Annotated in this window: 6 protein-coding genes; all 6 read left to right on the top strand. The window is 72.2% G+C overall.

All coding sequences use genetic code 11. The features are described 5' to 3' along the window. Nucleotides 1-19: 19 nt before the first annotated feature. Genes JK363_RS28540 through JK363_RS28515 form a run of 6 tightly spaced genes read left to right on the top strand, consistent with a single transcriptional unit; the run spans nucleotide 20 to nucleotide 17,756 of the window. Nucleotides 20-6,778: a non-ribosomal peptide synthetase gene (locus JK363_RS28540; RefSeq protein WP_201879179.1), complete on the top strand. Its 6,759-nt coding sequence runs from the start codon at nucleotides 20-22 to the stop codon at nucleotides 6,776-6,778. Further along, nucleotides 6,775-12,345, top strand: a complete 5,571-nt coding sequence (locus JK363_RS28535; protein ID WP_201879177.1) for a non-ribosomal peptide synthetase — start codon at nucleotides 6,775-6,777, stop codon at nucleotides 12,343-12,345. The genes JK363_RS28540 and JK363_RS28535 overlap by 4 nt, the downstream gene beginning before the upstream one ends. Beyond that, a complete protein-coding gene (locus JK363_RS28530) occupies nucleotides 12,342-13,529 on the top strand; it encodes a saccharopine dehydrogenase NADP-binding domain-containing protein (RefSeq protein WP_201879175.1) in 1,188 nt (395 codons plus the stop codon). The genes JK363_RS28535 and JK363_RS28530 overlap by 4 nt, the downstream gene beginning before the upstream one ends. Continuing rightward, the gene (locus tag JK363_RS28525; protein WP_201879173.1) at nucleotides 13,526-15,649 is read left to right on the top strand and encodes a Gfo/Idh/MocA family oxidoreductase; all 2,124 of its coding nucleotides are present in this window, start codon (nucleotides 13,526-13,528) and stop codon (nucleotides 15,647-15,649) included. Before JK363_RS28530 ends, JK363_RS28525 begins: the two co-directional genes overlap by 4 nt. Further along, the gene (locus JK363_RS28520; protein ID WP_201879171.1) at nucleotides 15,646-16,914 is read left to right on the top strand and encodes a cytochrome P450; all 1,269 of its coding nucleotides are present in this window, start codon (nucleotides 15,646-15,648) and stop codon (nucleotides 16,912-16,914) included. The genes JK363_RS28525 and JK363_RS28520 overlap by 4 nt, the downstream gene beginning before the upstream one ends. Beyond that, complete coding sequence (locus JK363_RS28515) at nucleotides 16,911-17,756, top strand: thioesterase II family protein (protein ID WP_201878731.1); 846 nt, start codon at nucleotides 16,911-16,913, stop codon at nucleotides 17,754-17,756. The genes JK363_RS28520 and JK363_RS28515 overlap by 4 nt, the downstream gene beginning before the upstream one ends. Nucleotides 17,757-17,782 lie beyond the last annotated feature (26 nt).

Below are 17,782 nucleotides of genomic sequence, written 5' to 3'. Positions count from 1 at the left end.
CGATCGGAAGGCCCCATCAGTGAGCGATGAAGCAGTCGTCCAGGCACGGACAGCGGAAGGTGACACCGGCAGGCGTGACCTTCACGCGTCGGCAGCGGTACGTGAAGCGGTGGCACGCGCGCTGGAGATCGCGCCACAAGAGCTGGACGACGACCGGGACCTCTTCGAACTCGGTCTCGACTCGTTGGTATTGATGTCTCTGGTCGGCGTCTGGCGCCGCGAGGGCAGTACGGTCACCTTCCAGGACCTCACGCGCAGTCCGACCCTGGGGGCCTGGACGACCCTGCTCGGGCAAGGACGGCGCGGAGACGCACCCGCCACCGCGCGACCCGCCCCGCTCGCGCCGCTCGACGCGGCGACGACCGAGGCGGAGCCAGATGCCTTCCCGCTGGCCACGATGCAGCACGCCTACTGGATCGGACGCCAGGACGGACAGCCCCTGGGCGGCGTCGCCGCGCACTTCTACGTCGAACTCGACGGCCACGCGGTCGATCCGGTCCGGCTCGAGACCGCTCTGCGGGCACTCGTGCGGCGGCACGGCATGCTGAGGGCCGTCTTCGACGAGGAGGGCCGCCAGCGCTTCGGTGCTCCGGGCGCCCCGCTCACCGTGCACGACCTGCGTGAGCGCACCGCTGGCGAGGCCGAGTCCGCGCTGGAGGCGCTGCGCGAGCGCAACACCCACGCGCGCCTGGACATCGCCGCCGGTGACGTATTCCGTGCGGCCTTGTGCCTGCTCCCCGATGGCAGGACCCGCGTGCAGATCGACCTGGACATGATGGCCGGCGACGCGCTGAGCCTGCGGGTCCTCCTGTCGGACCTGCGCCGCTTCTACGACTGTCCCGACGACCCGCCGCGCGAACTCGGCCTGGACTACCGCCGGTACCTCGCGGAGCACGACGTCCGGCGAAGGGCGGAACGTGAGCAGCACGCCGCCTGGTGGCGTGAGCGCCTGGCTGATCTGCCCCGCGCCCCTCGGCTGCCGACGACCGTCGACCCACTCACCCCGGTCCGCGCGGACGACAGCACGCTGACCCACTCCCGGCGCCTGCACCACTGGCTCGGCCCCGCCGACAAGGCGGCGCTGATCAGCGCCGCCCGCCGGCACGGCATCACCCCCGCCGCCGCCCTCGCCACCGCCTTCGCCGAGGTCATCGCCGCCTGGAGCGACAGCCGGCGTTTCCTCCTCAACCTCCCGCTGTTCGACCGGGAGATGTTCACCCCCGAAGTCGCCGATCTGGTCGGGGACTTCAGCAGCTCGGTCCTGCTCGACGCGGACATGAGTGCCTCCCTGCCGTTCTCCCGGCAGGCCCGCGGCCTCCAGGAGCGCCTGCAGGAAGGCATCTCCCACGGCGCCTACGGCGGCGTCGAGGTGCTGCGCGACCTCGCCCGCGCCGAGGGCTCCCCGGTGCTGGCCCCGGTCGTCTACACCAGCGCCATCGGGCTGGGCGAGATCTTCGAGCAGGACGTACAGAAGTCCTTCGGCCGCCCCTCCTGGATCATCTCCCAGGGACCGCAGGTCTACCTGGACGCCCAGGTCACCGAACTCGACGGTGGTCTCCTCCTCAACTGGGACGTACGGGACGGCGTGTTCGAGGCCGGTGTGCCCGACGCCGCGTTCGACGCCTACCGCGGCCTCATCACCCGTCTCGTGACGGACCCTGACGCCTGGGCCCGGCCGGTGGACGGCCTGCTCGCACCCGACGTCCTGCCCCGGCGCGCGGTGGCGGCCCTGCCTCCCGTGCCCGTCCCGGACCGTGCCCTGCACACCCGGTTCTTCCGGCTCGCCGAGACCGAGCCGGACCGCACCGCGGTCGTCCGCACCACCGGAGACACGCTCACCTACGGCGAACTCGCCCACACGGCACTCCGGATCGCCGCTCTGCTGCGTGACCACGGCGTCCGGGAAGGCGACACCGTCGCGGTCACCCTGCCCAAGGGCGCCGACCAGATCACCGCGGTCCTCGGCGTCCTGGCCGCGGGCGCGGCCTACGCCCCCGTCGGCGTGGAGCAGCCCGCCGTGCGCCGGGAACGCATCCACTCCGTGGCCGGCGCGTCCGCCGTGCTCACCGACCGGGACCACGCCCATCTCTGCGGAGACGTCTCCTCGGCTCCGGTGCTGCTCCTGGAGGACGCGTCGGCGGCGCGGCCCGCACCGGTCGTCCAGCCGGATCCCGGCCTGTCGGCCTACGTGCTGTTTACGTCGGGCTCGACCGGGCTGCCAAAGGGTGTCGAGGTGTCACACCGGGCGGTCGTCAACACCATCGAGGCGATGGAGGAGCAGCTCGGGCTCGGCTCCTCGGATCGCACTCTCGCGATCTCCGCGCTGGACTTCGACCTCGCGACCTGGGACATCTTCACGCCGCTGTCCCTCGGCGGCCAGGTGGTCACCGTGGGGCACGAGCACCGACGGGACGCCCACCACTGGGCACGGCTGGTGCGTACGCACGGGGTGACGCTGGTGCAGTGCGTGCCAGCCCTGCTGGACCTGCTGATGGCCGCAGGAGAGGACGAGGGCCTCGGAGACTCGCTGCGCATGGTGCTGCTCGGTGGCGACTGGGTGGGGCTCGACCAGCCGCGCAGGCTGCGCGCCCTCGTGCCCGGCTGCCGTTTCGTGGCGCTGGGCGGCATGACGGAGGCCGCGGTCCATTCGACGGTGTTCGAGGTGGCGCAGACCGATCCGGCATGGAAGTCCGTCCCGTACGGGGTTCCGCTGCGCAACATGCGGGCCCGCGTCGTGGACGGACGGGGACGCGACTGTCCCGATCTCGTCCCCGGAGAGCTGTGGATCGGCGGGCCCGGTGTGGCGAACGGCTATCGTGCGGACTCCGAGCGCACGGCGGAACGCTTCGTCGAGTACGACGGTGAACGCTGGTACCGCAGTGGTGACCTGGCCCGCTACCGGCCCGACGGGGTGCTGGAGTTCCTCGGCCGCGCCGACCACCAGGTGAAGATCGGCGGCCACCGGATCGAACTGGGCGAGGTCGAGTCCGCGCTGGAGGACGACCCCGCCGTCCTGCACGCGATCGCCACCGTCCTCGACGGGCCCGTGCGTCACCTCACCGCGGCCGTGTCCGCCCGCGGTGAGGCACCCGACCCGGAACGGGTCCGCCTCCGGGCGGCGGAACGACTGCCCTCCTACATGGTCCCCGAACGCGTCCTGGTCCTCACCGACCTTCCGCTGACCGCCAACGGCAAGCTCGACCGGGCGGCCGTCCGCCAGGCGTTGACCGAGACGGCGGGCCAGGACGGATCTCGCACGTCGGCACCGGTCGGACCGGTGGAGACCGCTGTGGCGGACCAGTGGGCCGAACTGCTCGGCGTTGCCGATGTGGGACGCGAGAGCAGCTTCTTCCTGCTGGGCGGCGACTCCCTCGTCGCGACGCGCATGATCGGCCGGCTGCGCACCGCCGGTTTCCCCGGCGCCCGCGTGGCCGACCTCTTCGCCCGCCCCGTCCTCCAGCACTTCTGCGAGACACTGCACCCCGCGACGGCCGACAACGGCGAGCCGACAGCCCCGCCCCTCCTCGTGCCCGACCCGGACCACGCCCACGAGCCCTTCCCGCTGACGGACGTCCAGACCGCCTACCACACCGGCCGGGACCCGCGCTTCACCCTCGGCGGCGTCGGCACCTGGCACTACACGGAGTTCGACGGCACGGACGTCGACCTGGACCGGCTGGAGCGCGCCTGGAACGCCCTCGTTCGGCGGCACGGCATGCTGCGCGCGGTCGTCGAAGACGGTCACCAGCGCGTCCTGCCCGACGTACCGCCGGTGCGCATACCGGTGCGGGACGCCCGTGCGAGCGATGCGGCTGAGACGCTCGCCGACTTGCGGGCCAGCCTGTCCCATCAGGTCCGCGACCCCGCCCGGTGGCCGCTCTTCGCGATCGAGGCGGTGCGCTACCGCGAAGACGGGGAGGCTGGAGAGAACGACGGCGAGGTACGGACCCGTGTCGGCGTCGGTCTGGACTACCTCGTGCTCGACGCGCTCTCCATCACCACGCTCTACGCCGAACTGAACGCGCTCTACGCCGACCCCGGCCATGAACTGCCGCCCGTGGACGTGTCGTTCCGCGACTATCTGACCCGCCTCCCGGCGGACCCGGGTTCGGCCGCACGGGCCCGCGCCCACTGGCGGGCCCGGCTGTCCGAACTGCCGCCCCCTCCCGCCCTGCCCTTCGACCGGGACCCGGCGACACTCGACGCGCCCGCCTTCACCCGGCGTCGGCTGAGCCTTCCCGCCGAGGACTGGCAGGCCGTCAAGCGGGACGCGGCCCGGCACGGCCTCACCCCTTCCACCGTCCTGCTGGCCCTGTACGCGGAGGTCCTGGCGGCCTGGAGCGGAACCGACGCCCTGACCGTCACCCTCACCCTCTTCAACCGGCGCGACGCGCACCCCCACATCCACCGGGTGCTGGGCGACTTCACCTCCCTCTCTCTCGCGGGGCACCGGCGCGAGGGGACGTCCTGGCTCGCGGCGGCCGTCGCGCTGCAACGCCGTCAGGCGGAGGACCTCGACCACGCCGACGTGCTGATCGACTGGCTGCTGCGGGAGTTCGGACGTCGCACGGGCACGGTGGACGCCGCCGCGCCCGTGGTGTTCACCAGCGCCATCGGCGTCGGTGACGCGACGCTGGCCGGACCGGGCACCGGCTTCCCCGCGAAGGTGTGGGGCATCTCCCAGTCCCCGCAGGTCTGCCTGGACAACCAGGTCACCGAGGAGTCCGGGAACCTGATCGTCACCTGGGACGCCGTCGAGGAACTGTTCTCCGACGGCGTGCTGGACGCGATGTTCGCCGCCTATGAACGACTCCTGCGGCACGTCGTCGCCGGCGACTGGGACGCGCACGCGCCGCTCCCCGACCTGCTGCCCGCCATCCAGTACGAACGGCGGGCCGGCGCGGCACGAGAGGCCGCCCTGGAACCGGTGACGCCGCGCTTGCTGCACGAGGCGTTCTTCACCCACGCGTCGGCCACCCCCGACCGAACCGCCCTCGTCACGACGGCAGGAGAGGAGGTGACGTACGGAACCCTCGCCGACCAGGTGCTGCGCGTGGCCGCCGCGCTCGGCGACGCGGGCGTGCGTCCGGGCGAGCTGGTCGCGGTCACCCTGCCCAAGGGCCCGGAGCAGATCGCGGCGGTCCTCGGCGTCCTCGCGGTCGGCGCCGCCTATGTTCCCCTGAGCCTCGAACAGCCCGCAGCGCGGCTGGAGCGGGTGCACGCCACCGCCGGATTCAAGGTGATTCTGGGGAGTTGGCCCGCCCCGCAAGGAACCGGCCCTCGCACCCTGTCCTTCGCGGGCACGCAGGGCCGCGAGCCGCTGCCCGCGCCGTGTGAAACGTCCCACCAGGCGCTCGCCTACGTGATCTTCACGTCGGGTTCCACGGGCGAGCCCAAGGGAGTCGAGATCACCCACGCCGCCGCCTGGAACACGATCGCGGACATCAACGCACGGCACGGCGTATCCGGGGACGACCGCGTCTTCGCCCTGTCGGCACTGGACTTCGACCTGTCCGTGTACGACGTCTTCGGCCTGCTCGCCGGGGGCGGCTCCCTCTTGCTGCCCACCGAGGACCAGCGCCGGGAACCGGCCCGCTGGCCGAGTCTGCTGGATCAGTACGGCGTGACCGTCTGGAACACCGTCCCGGCCCTGCTCGACCTGCTGCTCGACGCCGATGAACAGGGGGGACGGGAAGGTGGTCGGATAGGGAAGCTGCGGACCGCACTGGTCTCGGGCGACTGGATCGGCCTCGACCTGCCCGCCCGGCTGCGGGCCCGGACCGCGGGGCCCTGCACCTTCGTCGCCATGGGCGGAGCCACGGAAGCCGCCATCTGGTCCAACACCCTCACCGTCACCGAGCTGGATCCACGGTGGGTGTCCATCCCCTACGGACGCCCTCTGACCGGGCAGCACTACCGCGTGGTCGATCGGGACGGGCGGGACTGTCCCGACTGGGTGCCCGGCGAACTGTGGATCGGGGGCGCGGGACTGGCCCGCGGCTACCTGGCCGACCCGGTCCGCACCGCCGAGAAGTTCATCGAACAAGGCGGGCGACGCTGGTACCGGACGGGTGACCTGGGCCGGTTCCGGGGCGACGGGCTGCTGGAGTTCCTCGGCCGGCTCGACAGCCAGTTGAAGATCGCCGGCCACCGCATCGAGGCGGGCGAGATCGAGGCAGCGTTGGAGGCACACCCGGCCATCACGCGGGCCGCCGTGGTGGCCGTGGGGGAGCGCACCGCCAAGCGCCTGGTCGCCTTCGCCGTACCACAGGACCTCACCGTGGACGGCGCCTCCGCCAACGAGCCGGTGCTCCCCGAGTCCGTCACGCCCGTCGAGCACCCTGACCTCACCGAGAGCCTCTTCAGCCTGCTCGCGGAGCGGGTGCCCGTCTACGCCGTCCCGTCCCGCATCCTGTTGCTGCCCGTCCTGCCCCTCACCGCGAACGGCAAGATCGACCGGGGAGCCCTGGCCGGCCTGGCGGGACCTGAGACGGTGTCCGCCGGCGCCGAACCGCCACGGGGCGAGACCGAGACGACCCTGGCCGCACTCTGGCACGAGTACCTGCCGCACCGGGCGCCGGACCGCAACGCCAACTTCTTCACCGTTGGTGGCGACAGCCTCACCGCGCTGCGCCTGCTCACCGCGATCGAGCGCCGCCTCGGAGCCACCGTGCCCGTGCGTCGCTTCTTCGCCGCACCGACCATCGCCGCGCTCGCCGCGGACGTCACCCGAACGCTCGCGGCCCACGAGACCGCCTACGAGACCGGAGAGCTGTGAACATCGCTGAACTGCTGGCCCGCTACGCCGACGAGGGCGTGGTGCTGTGGGCCGAGGACGGACAACTGCGTTTCCGGGCACCCCACGGCCGGCTCACCGACACCCACCGAGCCGAACTGCGCACCCACAAGGAAGCCATCCTCCGCCACCTGGAGGCCGAGAAGCCGGCGCCGCAGGTCGACCCCGAGAACCGACACGAACCCTTCCCGCTGACCGACGTCCAGGCCGCCTACCTCATCGGCCGCACCGACGCCTACGCCTACGGGAGCGTCGGCTGCTACGCCTACGTCGAACTGGAATACCCCGACCTCGACGTGGACCGCGTCACCGCCGTGTGGCGGGAGCTGGTCCAGCGGCACGACATGCTCCGCGCCGTCATCCACCACGACGGCTACCAGCAGGTCCTGCCCGACGTGCCCGCCCTCTCCGTCGGAGCCGACGACCTGACCGCCCTTCCGGCGGCCACAGCCGAGACGCAGGTCGAGCACACCCGAGCGCGTCTGTCCGCCTCCGAGGCGCCCACCGACCAGTGGCCGCTCTTCGACGTGCACGTGACCCGGACCGCCGAGCGGGCCGTGCTGCACCTTTCCTTCGACATGCTCGTCGTCGACCACGCCAGCCTGCGCATCCTGCTCGCCGAGTTCCAGCGCGGCTACGGCGGTGCCGCCCTCTCCGAGCCACCGCGGATCACCTTCCGCGACTACGTCCTGGTCCGCCGCGCCCTCGCCGACACCGACGGCCACGCCCGCGACCGCGCCTACTGGACCGAACGACTCGACACTCTCCCGCCCGCCCCCGAACTGCCCCTCGCAGAAGCCTGGGAGGCCGCCGTGAGCGATCCGGGCGAAGGGAGCCGGACTCCGGTTCCCGGCGACGCGGTGACGTTCCGCCGACTGGAGGTCCTGCTGGCCGCGGCCGACCGTGACCGGCTCACCGAGCGGGCCGCGCGACGCGGGCTGACCGTGTCCACAGCCCTGCTCGCGGCGTACGCCGAGACGGTGGGCGCCTGGTCACGGACCAGCCGGTTCACGCTCAACGTGCCCACGGTGGACCGGCCCGACCTGCACGAGGACATCGGCCGCCTGATCGGGGACTTCACCTCGCTCGAACTGCTCGCCGTCGACCTGGACGCCCCGGCCACCTTCGCCGAGCGGACCAGGTCGGTGGCACAGCAGCTCCTCGAAGACCTGGCACACCCGCTGTTCACCGGCTCGGAGGTGCTCGCCGAGCTCTCCCGCAGGGCCGGCGCCCCGGTGCTGATGCCGGTCGTCTTTACCAGCGCCCTGGGCAACGGCGCCACCTCCGAGGGCGTACCCCCCGAGGTGACGTACGCCGTGACCCGGACGCCGCAGGTGTGGCTCGACTGCCAGGCCATGCGCCGCGGCGACACACTGAGCCTGTCCTGGGACATCCGCGAAGGCGCGCTCAGCCACGGCGTGGCCGACGCCATGTTCGAGGCGTACACGACACTCGTACGATCGCTGTCGGCCGAGGGCGAGGCCGGTGAGGCCGCCTGGGACGCACCGGCCCGCATCCCCCTGCCCAAGGCACAGGCGGCGCGCCGGAGCGCGGTCAACACGACCGAGGGGCCCCTGCCGGACGCCCTGCTCCACGAACCCGTGCTCGCCCAGGCGCATGCCACACCGGACGCGATCGCGGTCCGCACACCCGAACTGGCCCTCTCCTACCAGCAGCTCGTCGCCCGTGCGAGCGCTCTCGCCGAGGCGCTGACGGCATCCGGACTGCGCCCCGGGGATCCCGTTGCCATCTGGGCGGACAAAGGCTGGGAGCAGGTCGTCGCCGCCCTCGGCACGCTCATAGCGGGCGGCGCGTACCTGCCCGTCGACACGGCCCAGCCGCCGGCCCGCCGGGACACGATCATCGCGGACGCGGGCGTCCGCACAGTCCTCACCCAGTCCTGGCTCGCCGAGCTCGACGACCTCCCGGTGGACGTCTCGGCCCTCGCCGTCGACCTCCTCCCCGAGAACACCACGACCACGCCCGGCACCACCGGAGCCCGACGCGACCCGGACCAACTCGCCTACGTCATCTACACCTCGGGCTCCACCGGCATGCCCAAGGGCGTGATGATCAGCCACCGGGCCGCCCTCAACACCGTCGAGGACATCAACCGCCGCTTCGCCGTCACCGAGCGCGACCGCGTCCTCGGCATCGCGGGACTCGGCTTCGACCTGTCCGTCTACGACCTGTTCGGGCCGCTCGCCGTGGGCGCCACCCTCGTCCTGCCGCAGGCCGACCGGCGCGGCGACCCCTCCCACTGGGCCGAACTCGTCCGCGACTTCGGAGTGACCGTGTGGAACTCGGTTCCCGGCCAGCTCCACATGCTGTGCGACTGGCACCGCTCCGAGCCCCCCACCGACGACGCCTCGCTGCGACTCGCGTTGATATCCGGCGACTGGATACCGGTCGCCCTGCCGGACCAGGCCCGTGAACTCCTCCCGGGGCTGGAGATCATCTCGCTCGGCGGAGCCACCGAGGGCTCCATCTGGTCCATCGCCCACCCGATCGGTGAGGTGGACACCGCCCGCCCGAGCATCCCGTACGGCAAGCCCCTGACCAACCAGACGTTCGCCGTACTCGACCGGAACCTGCGGCCACGGCCCGAATGGGTCCCGGGCGAGCTGTACATCGGCGGCGCCGGGGTCGCCCTGGGCTACTTCGGCGACGAGGAACGTACGGCACAGCGGTTCCTCACGGATCCCGTCACCGGAGAGCGGCTCTACCGCACCGGTGACCTCGGGAGGTACCTCCCCGACGGGACCATCGAGTTCCTGGGCCGCGAGGACGCCCAGGTCAAGATCCGCGGTTACCGGGTGGAACTCGCCGAGGTGGAGGCCGCCGTGCAGGCCCACCCGGCGGTCGCGGCGGGCGCGGTCGTCGTCGACGACTCGACGGCAGGCGGGCGACGCCTGGCCGCGTTCGTGGAGACGGCCCGCAAGGACGGCGGGACGGCCGGGGGCGCCGACGCGCCCGGTACGAGCGGTGGCGAGCCCGCTGCGGCGAGCCGGGCAGAGGCACGTGCGGCCGCTGCCGAGACCGTGCGGAAAGCCTCCGCCGCCGTCGACGCCGCACGGCTGGGGGAGTTCCTGACCGCCCTCGACGAGGTGGCACTCGCCGAGATGACCCGCGTCCTCGCGGCCTCCGGGGTGTTCGACGAGGGCGCGGTGCGCACGGCGGAGGAGGTGGGCACGGCGCTGCGCGCCACGCCCCGCCACCGGCACATCGTGCGGCGCTGGCTGCGTGCCCTGGCCGCCCGGGAGCGGCTCACCCACCGGGACGCCGACACCTACGCCGGGCTCGTCCCCTTCTCCGAGAGGGAGGCGGAGCGCGGCTGGCGCCGGGCCGCCGAGCTGGAGCACGAGGTCGGGTGGAGCACCGAGCTGCTCACCGTCATGCGCGCCTGTGCCGAGAGGCTGCCCGAGCTGATCTCCGGGGAGGTGGGCATCCGGGAACTGCTCTTCCCCGGCGCGGCGACGGAGGCCGCGGACGCCGCCTACCGCGACAACCTCGCCATCCGGCACCTCAACCGCGCGGTAGTCGCCGCGCTGCGCGAGATCGCCGCGCACCACACCGGCGAGGAGCGGCTGCGGGTGCTGGAGGTCGGCGGCGGCGTCGGCGGCACCACCGGCGAACTGGTGCCCGTCCTGGCCGAGTACGGCGTCGACTACCTGTTCACCGACGCCTCGGCGTTCTTCCTCAACGAGGCCCGTGAACGTTTCGCCGATCACGCCTGGGTCCGCTACCAGCGCTTCGACGTCGACGAGGACCCGCGCGCCCAGCACCTGCTGCCCAACACCTTCGACGTCGTGATCTGCGCCAACACCCTGCACGCCGCCACCGACGCCGACGCCGCCGTGGGCCGGCTGCGGGAACTGCTCGTCCCCGGCGGACAGCTCGTGTTCGTGGAGAACACCCGCGACGAGAACCTTCCGCTGCTCGTCTCCATGGAGTTCCTGGAGGTCGCCGGCCGGACGTGGACCGACGTGCGCGAGCACACCGGCCAGTCCTTCCTCACCCACACCCAGTGGCGTGAACTCCTCGACGGGCACGACGCGTCCGAGGTCACCTCGCTTCCCGAGGCCCAGGACGCCCTGGCGCTCACCGGCCAGGAGGTCTTCTTCGCCACGCTGAAGGACGACCGGCACCACATACCCGTCGGCGCGCTGGCCCGTACGGCGGCTACCCGGCTCCCGGAGTACATGCTCCCCTCGGTGTGGCAGGTCGTCGACACCCTGCCCCGTACGGCCAACGGGAAGACCGATCGCGCGCGCCTGCGGTCCTGGCTGCCCCGGGAGAGCGCATCGGTCGTCGTGGACGAGCGGCCGAAGGACGACCTGGAGAGCAGCCTCGCCGACCTGTGGTCGGAGCTCCTCGCGGTCGAACGCGTCACCCGCAACGACGACTTCTTCGACCTCGGCGGCGACTCACTCCTGGTGGCCCGGATGGTGGGCCGGCTGCGTGAACGCGTACCGCAGGCCGCGGACCTGGAGTGGGAGGTCGTGCTGCGCCACATGCTGCGTCGCCCCACGGTCGCCGGCCTCGCCGGGTTCCTGCGCGGACTGGCCGGCCCCGAGGACGCGCCGGTCGCCGGTGCCGTCCGCACGGACCCGGTGATCCGCCTGCACGGCGCCCGTTCCGACGGGGAGCCGACGACCGTGCTGGTACACGCGGGAACCGCGACGATCATGCCGTACCGGGCGCTGATCACCGAGATCAGGCGCCGCTCGCCGGGCCTCGCCGAGGTCGTGGGCGTGGAGGTCCCGGACCTGGACCAGTTCCTCGCCGCCCCGCCGCAGGGACTCATCGAGCAGATGGCGGCCGACTACGGCCAGGCCCTGACGGCGAACGGGCGGAGCCGCTTCCACGTCGTCGGCTACTGCCTGGGCGGCCTGATCGCCACCGAGGTGGCCCGCAACCTGGCCGAATCCGGTGCGGAGGTGGAGAGCCTCACCGTCATCAGCAGCCACAGCCCCCGCTTCCGGCTGGACGACGAGCTGCTCGCCGAGTACTCCTTCGCCGTCATGATGGGCATCGACCCGGCCGACCTCGGCTTCCCGGACGACCAGTACCGGGTGGCCGCGGCGGCCGACGCCGTCCTGGCCGCCAGTCCCGGCGTCCTGCCGGACGGCGGGCTCGCGGCGCTGCCCGAGGAGTTCGAGGATGTCGCGAGCCGCTTCCGGGCGTTGGCCGACATCCCCCGCACCACCCGCATCGCGCGGATGTGCGAGGCGGTGCCCGCGTCGGCCGGCACCTACGAGCCCGACCACATGACGCGGCTCTTCCTCGCCTTCCGGCAGAGCGTCTTCGCCATCACCCGCTACGACGCGGAACCCTACGCGGGCGACATCACCTTCCTGCGGCACGACGGCGCCTACCCCTTCCCGGGAAGCAAGGACGCCGTCACCACCTACTGGGAGGAACTCACCCTGGGCGACCTGGACATCGTAGACATCGGCGGCGACCACTACAGCTGCCTGTCCGTCGAGCACGCGCCCGGCATCCTCAAGACCCTCGGTGAGCTGACCCAGGGGGCGATCATCCGATGACACAGAACACGACGACAGGGACCTCGACGGCCTGGCACAAGCCCCTTATCGGAGTCCTGGGTGCTTCCGGGGCGGTCGGTCGGGCCGCTGTACGGGAACTGCGCGCCCTCGGTCACACCGGGCTCCGCCTGGGCGGGCGGACCGCGTCAGCGCTGTGCGCGGTCGCCGAGGAGGATTCCGTCGGCCATGACGAGACCGTGTGGGCGGACGCCACCGCACCGGACGGTCTGCGTGCCTTCACCGAGGGCTGCGACATCGTCCTCAACTGTGTCGGCCCCACCTACCGGCTCCGTGCCGCGGTGGCTTCGGCGGCACTTGCCGCCGACGCGCACTGCGTCGACGTGGCCGGGGACGACCCGGCCGCCGAGGACCTCCTCAAGGACGGCGACCCGGCCCGCGACGGCCGCACCGTCGTCCTGTCGGCGGGAGCTCTGCCCGGGCTGTCCAGCCTCCTGCCCCGCTGGCTGGCCGGGCAGGGCCTGGACAGCGCCGCAGCGCTGACCGCTTACTGCGGAGGCCTGGAGACCTGTTCGCCGACGGTGGCGCACGACCTCATGCTCTCCCTCACCTCGGGAGGTGCGGACGGCGCGGCCTACGGCGAGGCACTGGCTGCCGTCCGCGGCGGCCGGCGCGTGCCGCGCGCCCTGCGCACGGCCGAGGACACCGAACACGACGCTTTCCCCGGCCGGGTCGCCGTTCAGCCCTACCTCAGCGGCGAGAGCGAACGCCTCGCCACCGTCCTGGGCCTCGACCGGCTCGACTGGTACAACGTCCACCCCGGTCCCGCCGTACGCGCGCTGCTCAACCTGCTGCCTGGCCGCCTCGCCGCCGGAGACGACCCGGACCGGCTGGCGGAGAGGCTGATCCTCGCCGCCGGCCTCGATCTGGCCGGACGCAAGCCCTACTACGTCATGGACTTCGCGCTGACGGGCACCGCCTCCGGGATGCCGACGACGGCGGGATTGACCCTGCGCGCGGCCAGCAGTTACCGGCTCACCGCTGCCGTGGGCGCGCTCGCGGTGGACGCGGTGCTGCGGCGCGAGGTTCCGGCGGGCGTGCACTTCGCCTGCGACGTGCTCGCCTCCGACACCGTGGTGCGGCACCTGCGGTCCCAGGGGGTCGCGGACCTCCGGCTCACTGGAGCGGCGGCTGGCGCCGAGCAGGTGGAAGAGGGTGTGCTGTGAGCACTCCGACGCCCTTCCGGGTGCTGGTCTGCGGCACCAACTTCGGCCGCTTCTACGCCGAGGCGGCACGCCGACGTCCCGGTTACGCGCTGGCCGGCATCCTGAGCCGGGGCTCGGACGCTTCCCGGGCGTACGCGGAAAGTCTGGGCGTCCCCTCCTATACGGACGTCGACGACCTCCCGGCCGACATCGACGCCGCGTGTGTGGCGGTGAGTTCCTCCATATCGGGCGGCCAGGGCACCGAGCTGGCCAAGGCGCTCATGGACCGGGGCATGCATGTCCTCCAGGAACATCCTGTCCATCTCACCGAGTTGACGGACAACCTCAAACACGCCCGCCGCCGGGGCGTACAGTACCGCCTCAACACCCACTACCCGCACGTCGCTCCGGTCCGCGCCTTCATCGAGGCAGCCCGTCGGCTCGTCGCACAACAGCGACCGCTCTTCGTGGACGCCGCCACCCCGGTCCACCTGATGCACCCCCTGGTGGACATCCTCGGACAGGCCATGGGCACCCTGCGGCCCTGGCGATTCGCGGACACGGCACCGCTGCCCGCCGAAATCGGGCCGCAGCCGTTCCGCTCCCTGCACGGCGTGTTCGCCGGCGTACCCCTCACCCTGCGGGTGCACCACCAGCTCGACCCGTCCGACCGGGACAACCACGCCCTCCACTGGCACCGGATCTCCCTCGGCACGGAAGGCGGAGTCCTCACCTTGGCCGACACCCACGGCCCCGTGCTGTGGAGCCCCCGCCTGCACATCGGACGCGACACCGACCGGCGCTTCGTCCTGGACGGACCAGGCACAGGCGGCCTGGGGCTCGGCACCACGGCGGTCGTCGGTAACACGGGAACCTTCCGCACGGTCTTCTCCGACCTGTGGCCCAAAGCCATCGGCAGCGCTCTCGACGGGCTCCGCGAGGCTGTCGAACAGGGCGGCGATGCGCTGCGCACGGGCCAGTACGAGCTGGCCGTGTGCCGCATCTGGACCGATCTCGCGGCACGGCTCGGACCACCGGAGATCGTCCGGCCGGCCACCCCCCAGCCCCTGGCGGTCAGCGACGTCTTCCCTGGTCCGGACTGCAACCGTACTGCCCCGGACCGTACCGACCCGGACCATACCGGCATCGATGCGAACCACTCCCGCGCCGATGTGAACCGCCCCCGCGCCGGCCGGATCCCGGCCGGCGGCCGTCCCGTCCCTGTCCGGGGCCGGACGGGCACCGATCCCGATCCGGCGACACCCGGTCCTGCGGACACCGCTTCCTACTCCCCGTCGGCCGAGTTCTTCGATCTCGTGGCCGCCGAGCACACCGCGACCTCAAGCGTTCCGGCCATCGTCGAACTCCTGGCCGACGCCGATCTCAGCACGGGGCCGGTGGTCGACATCGGTGCCGGTACCGGACTGGTGACCGAGGCCGTCGCCCATGTCCGGCCGGACGCGGAGATCGTCGCATGTGAACCGGAGGTCGGCATGCGCGCCGTACTGACCAGCCGGGTCTTCAGCGATCCGGACCTGCGCTCCCGGGTCACCATCACCGCGGACGCCGCTCCCGACCTGGAACTCCCTGACCAGGTCAGCGTCGTCCTACTCTGCGGGGTCCTCGGCCACCTCGACGCGGACGGACGAGCCCGGCTGTGGCGGCGGCTGACCCGACGGCTGGCCCCCGGAGGGCTGGTGGTCGTCGAACTCATGCAGTTCGAGGAGCCGTTGACCCTTCCCGAGACCAGGCTCGCCACGGCGACCGCCGGACGGCACCGCTACGAGTGGTCGTTCGGCGGCGCACCGGACGAGAGGGACACCGGCGTCATGCGCATGTCCTCCACCTGGCGCGTCTACCGGGACGGTGCCACGCGGGCGGAGCGAGAGGTGCACGACTCCTACCGCTGGGAGCCCTTCGGGCTGAAGGACGTGGTGGCCGAGTCCCAACTGACCGCACGCGTGCTGCCCACCCGCCCCGGAGCACCCCCGCTGGCCGTACTGACCTGGGCGCCGGACGCTCCGGCGACGACGCATGAGCCGGGCCTGCCGACCGCGCGGACCGCCCCGGACGCCTCGGACTCCGCGCGCATCGCCACCCCCTTGTCTCCTCCTCCACCGACAGCTGAGGACCAACCATGACAACCCCCGTGTCACCCACGGCGTCTGACACTCCCGACGGACCCGCCACCGCCACCGAAGCGTCGGACTCCGCTGCCCCGCCCCGTGACTTCCCCATCCAGCGAGGCTGTCCCTTCGCCGCGCCCGCGGAGTACGACGCGCTGCGCGCCGCCGACCCGGTCGCTCGCGTCACCCTGCCGACCAAGCGGGAAGCCTGGGTGGTGACCCGCTACGACGACGTACGCGAACTGCTCTCCGACCCGCGCGTCAGCGCCGACGTCCGCCGGCCCAACTTCCCTGCCCTTGGCGAGGGTGAGCAGGAGGCCAGGGCCAGGTTCCGGCCCTTCATCCGCACCGACGCTCCCGAGCACACGACGTACCGGCGGATGCTCCTGCCGGTGTTCACGGTGCGCCGGGTCCGCGCGATGCGCCCCGCCGTACAGTCCCGCGTGGACGAGATCCTGGACGGGATGCTCGCCGCCGGCGGCCCGGTGGACTTCGTCTCCGCGTACGCCAACGCCGTCTCCACCTCGGTGATCTGCGAACTGCTCGGCATCCCGCGCAAGAACCTGGAGTTCTTCCGGGACGTCACCCGGATCTCCGGTTCGCGTCGCAGCACCGCCGAGCAGGTCTCCGAAGCCCTCGGCGGCCGTTTCGGCCTGCTCGCCGAGCCGATCGCCGAACGGCGGGAGGAACCCTGTGACGACCTGATCTCCAAGCTCGTCACCGACCACCTCAACACGGGCAACGTGACGATGGACCAGCTGCTGTCCACCCTGGGCATCACGATCAACGCTGGCCGAGAGACCACCACCAGCATGATCGCCTTGAGCACCCTGCTCCTCCTGGACCAGCCCGAGCTGATGGAACAACTGCGCGACGACACCTCCCTGATGCCCACTGCCGTCGACGAACTCCTGCGCGTCCTGTCCGTCGCCGACTCCATACCGCTGCGCGTGGCCGCCGAGGACATAGAGCTGTCCGGCCGGACGATCCCAGCAGACGACGGTGTCATCGCCCTGCTCGCTGGGGCCAACCACGACCCCGAGCAGTTCGACGACCCAGAGCGGGTCGACTTCCACCGCACCGACAACCACCACGTCGCCTTCGGCTACGGCGTCCACCAGCGCGTCGGCCGGCACCTGGCCCGGCTGGAGCTGGAGGTCGCCCTGGAGACGCTCATCCGCCGCGTCCCCACGCTCCGCCTGGCGCGGGGCCGGGACGAGGTCGCCTTCAAGCACGACTCGGCCACCTTCGGTCTCGAAGAACTGATGGTGACCTGGTGACCACGTCCTTCTCGCCGAACGCGTCCTTCCCACCCTCCGCCCGTGCCGCCCGTGCCGACAGCCCGTGGATCAGGCGCTGGAGCGAAGCGGCCGCGTCCCGGTTCACTCTCATCTGCCTTCCACACGCGGGCGGCAGCGCCGGCTTCTACCGGCCCTGGGCGGCACTGATGCCCCCCGAGGTCGAACTCCTCGCCATCCAGTACCCGGGCCGTGAGGACCGCTTCGAGGACCCCGAGGCCACCGACATGAGCGAGCTGGTCAGCGCGGTGGCGGACGCCGTCGCACCGCTGCTCGACCGGCCGTATGCCCTCTTCGGGCACAGCATGGGCTCCGCCGTTGCCTGGGAACTCGCCCACGAACTGAACCGCCGCGGCGCCTCAGCCCCGCGCCGTCTCTTCGCGTCGGGCCGAGCCGCCCCCGGCACGGCGGTGACCGGGCAACTGCACCGCCAGAACGACGACACACTGAGCGCCGAACTGGTCCGGCTCGGCGGCACGAGCCGGGAGGTCCTGGACGATCCCGGCCTGCGCTCCCTGGTCCTCACAGCCGTACGCCACGACTACCGGATCATCGAGACATACCGGCCGCCGGACCGGCCGCCACTGTCCTGTCCCGTCCACGTGCTGACTGGCAGTACCGACCCGGAACTCGGCGAGGAACGCAGCCGCGACCGGGCAGGCGGCTGGGCAGACCTCACCACCGCCCGAACCGAGGTACGCGTCTTCCCCGGCGACCACTTCTACCTCATCCCGCGACGCCGCGGGGTGGTCGCCACCGTCCTGCGCAGGCTGGACCCCTCACTGACCATGGGCGGCGCACGCACCTGGCCGAGTACCCCGTGAGCCCCCACCGCACGGGCCCCCGTGGG

Origin of the sequence: Streptomyces coffeae, assembly GCF_016741875.1 — a bacterium.
Taxonomy (GTDB): Bacteria; Actinomycetota; Actinomycetes; order Streptomycetales; family Streptomycetaceae; genus Streptomyces; species Streptomyces coffeae.
This window is presented reverse-complemented; position numbering and strand designations above follow the sequence as displayed.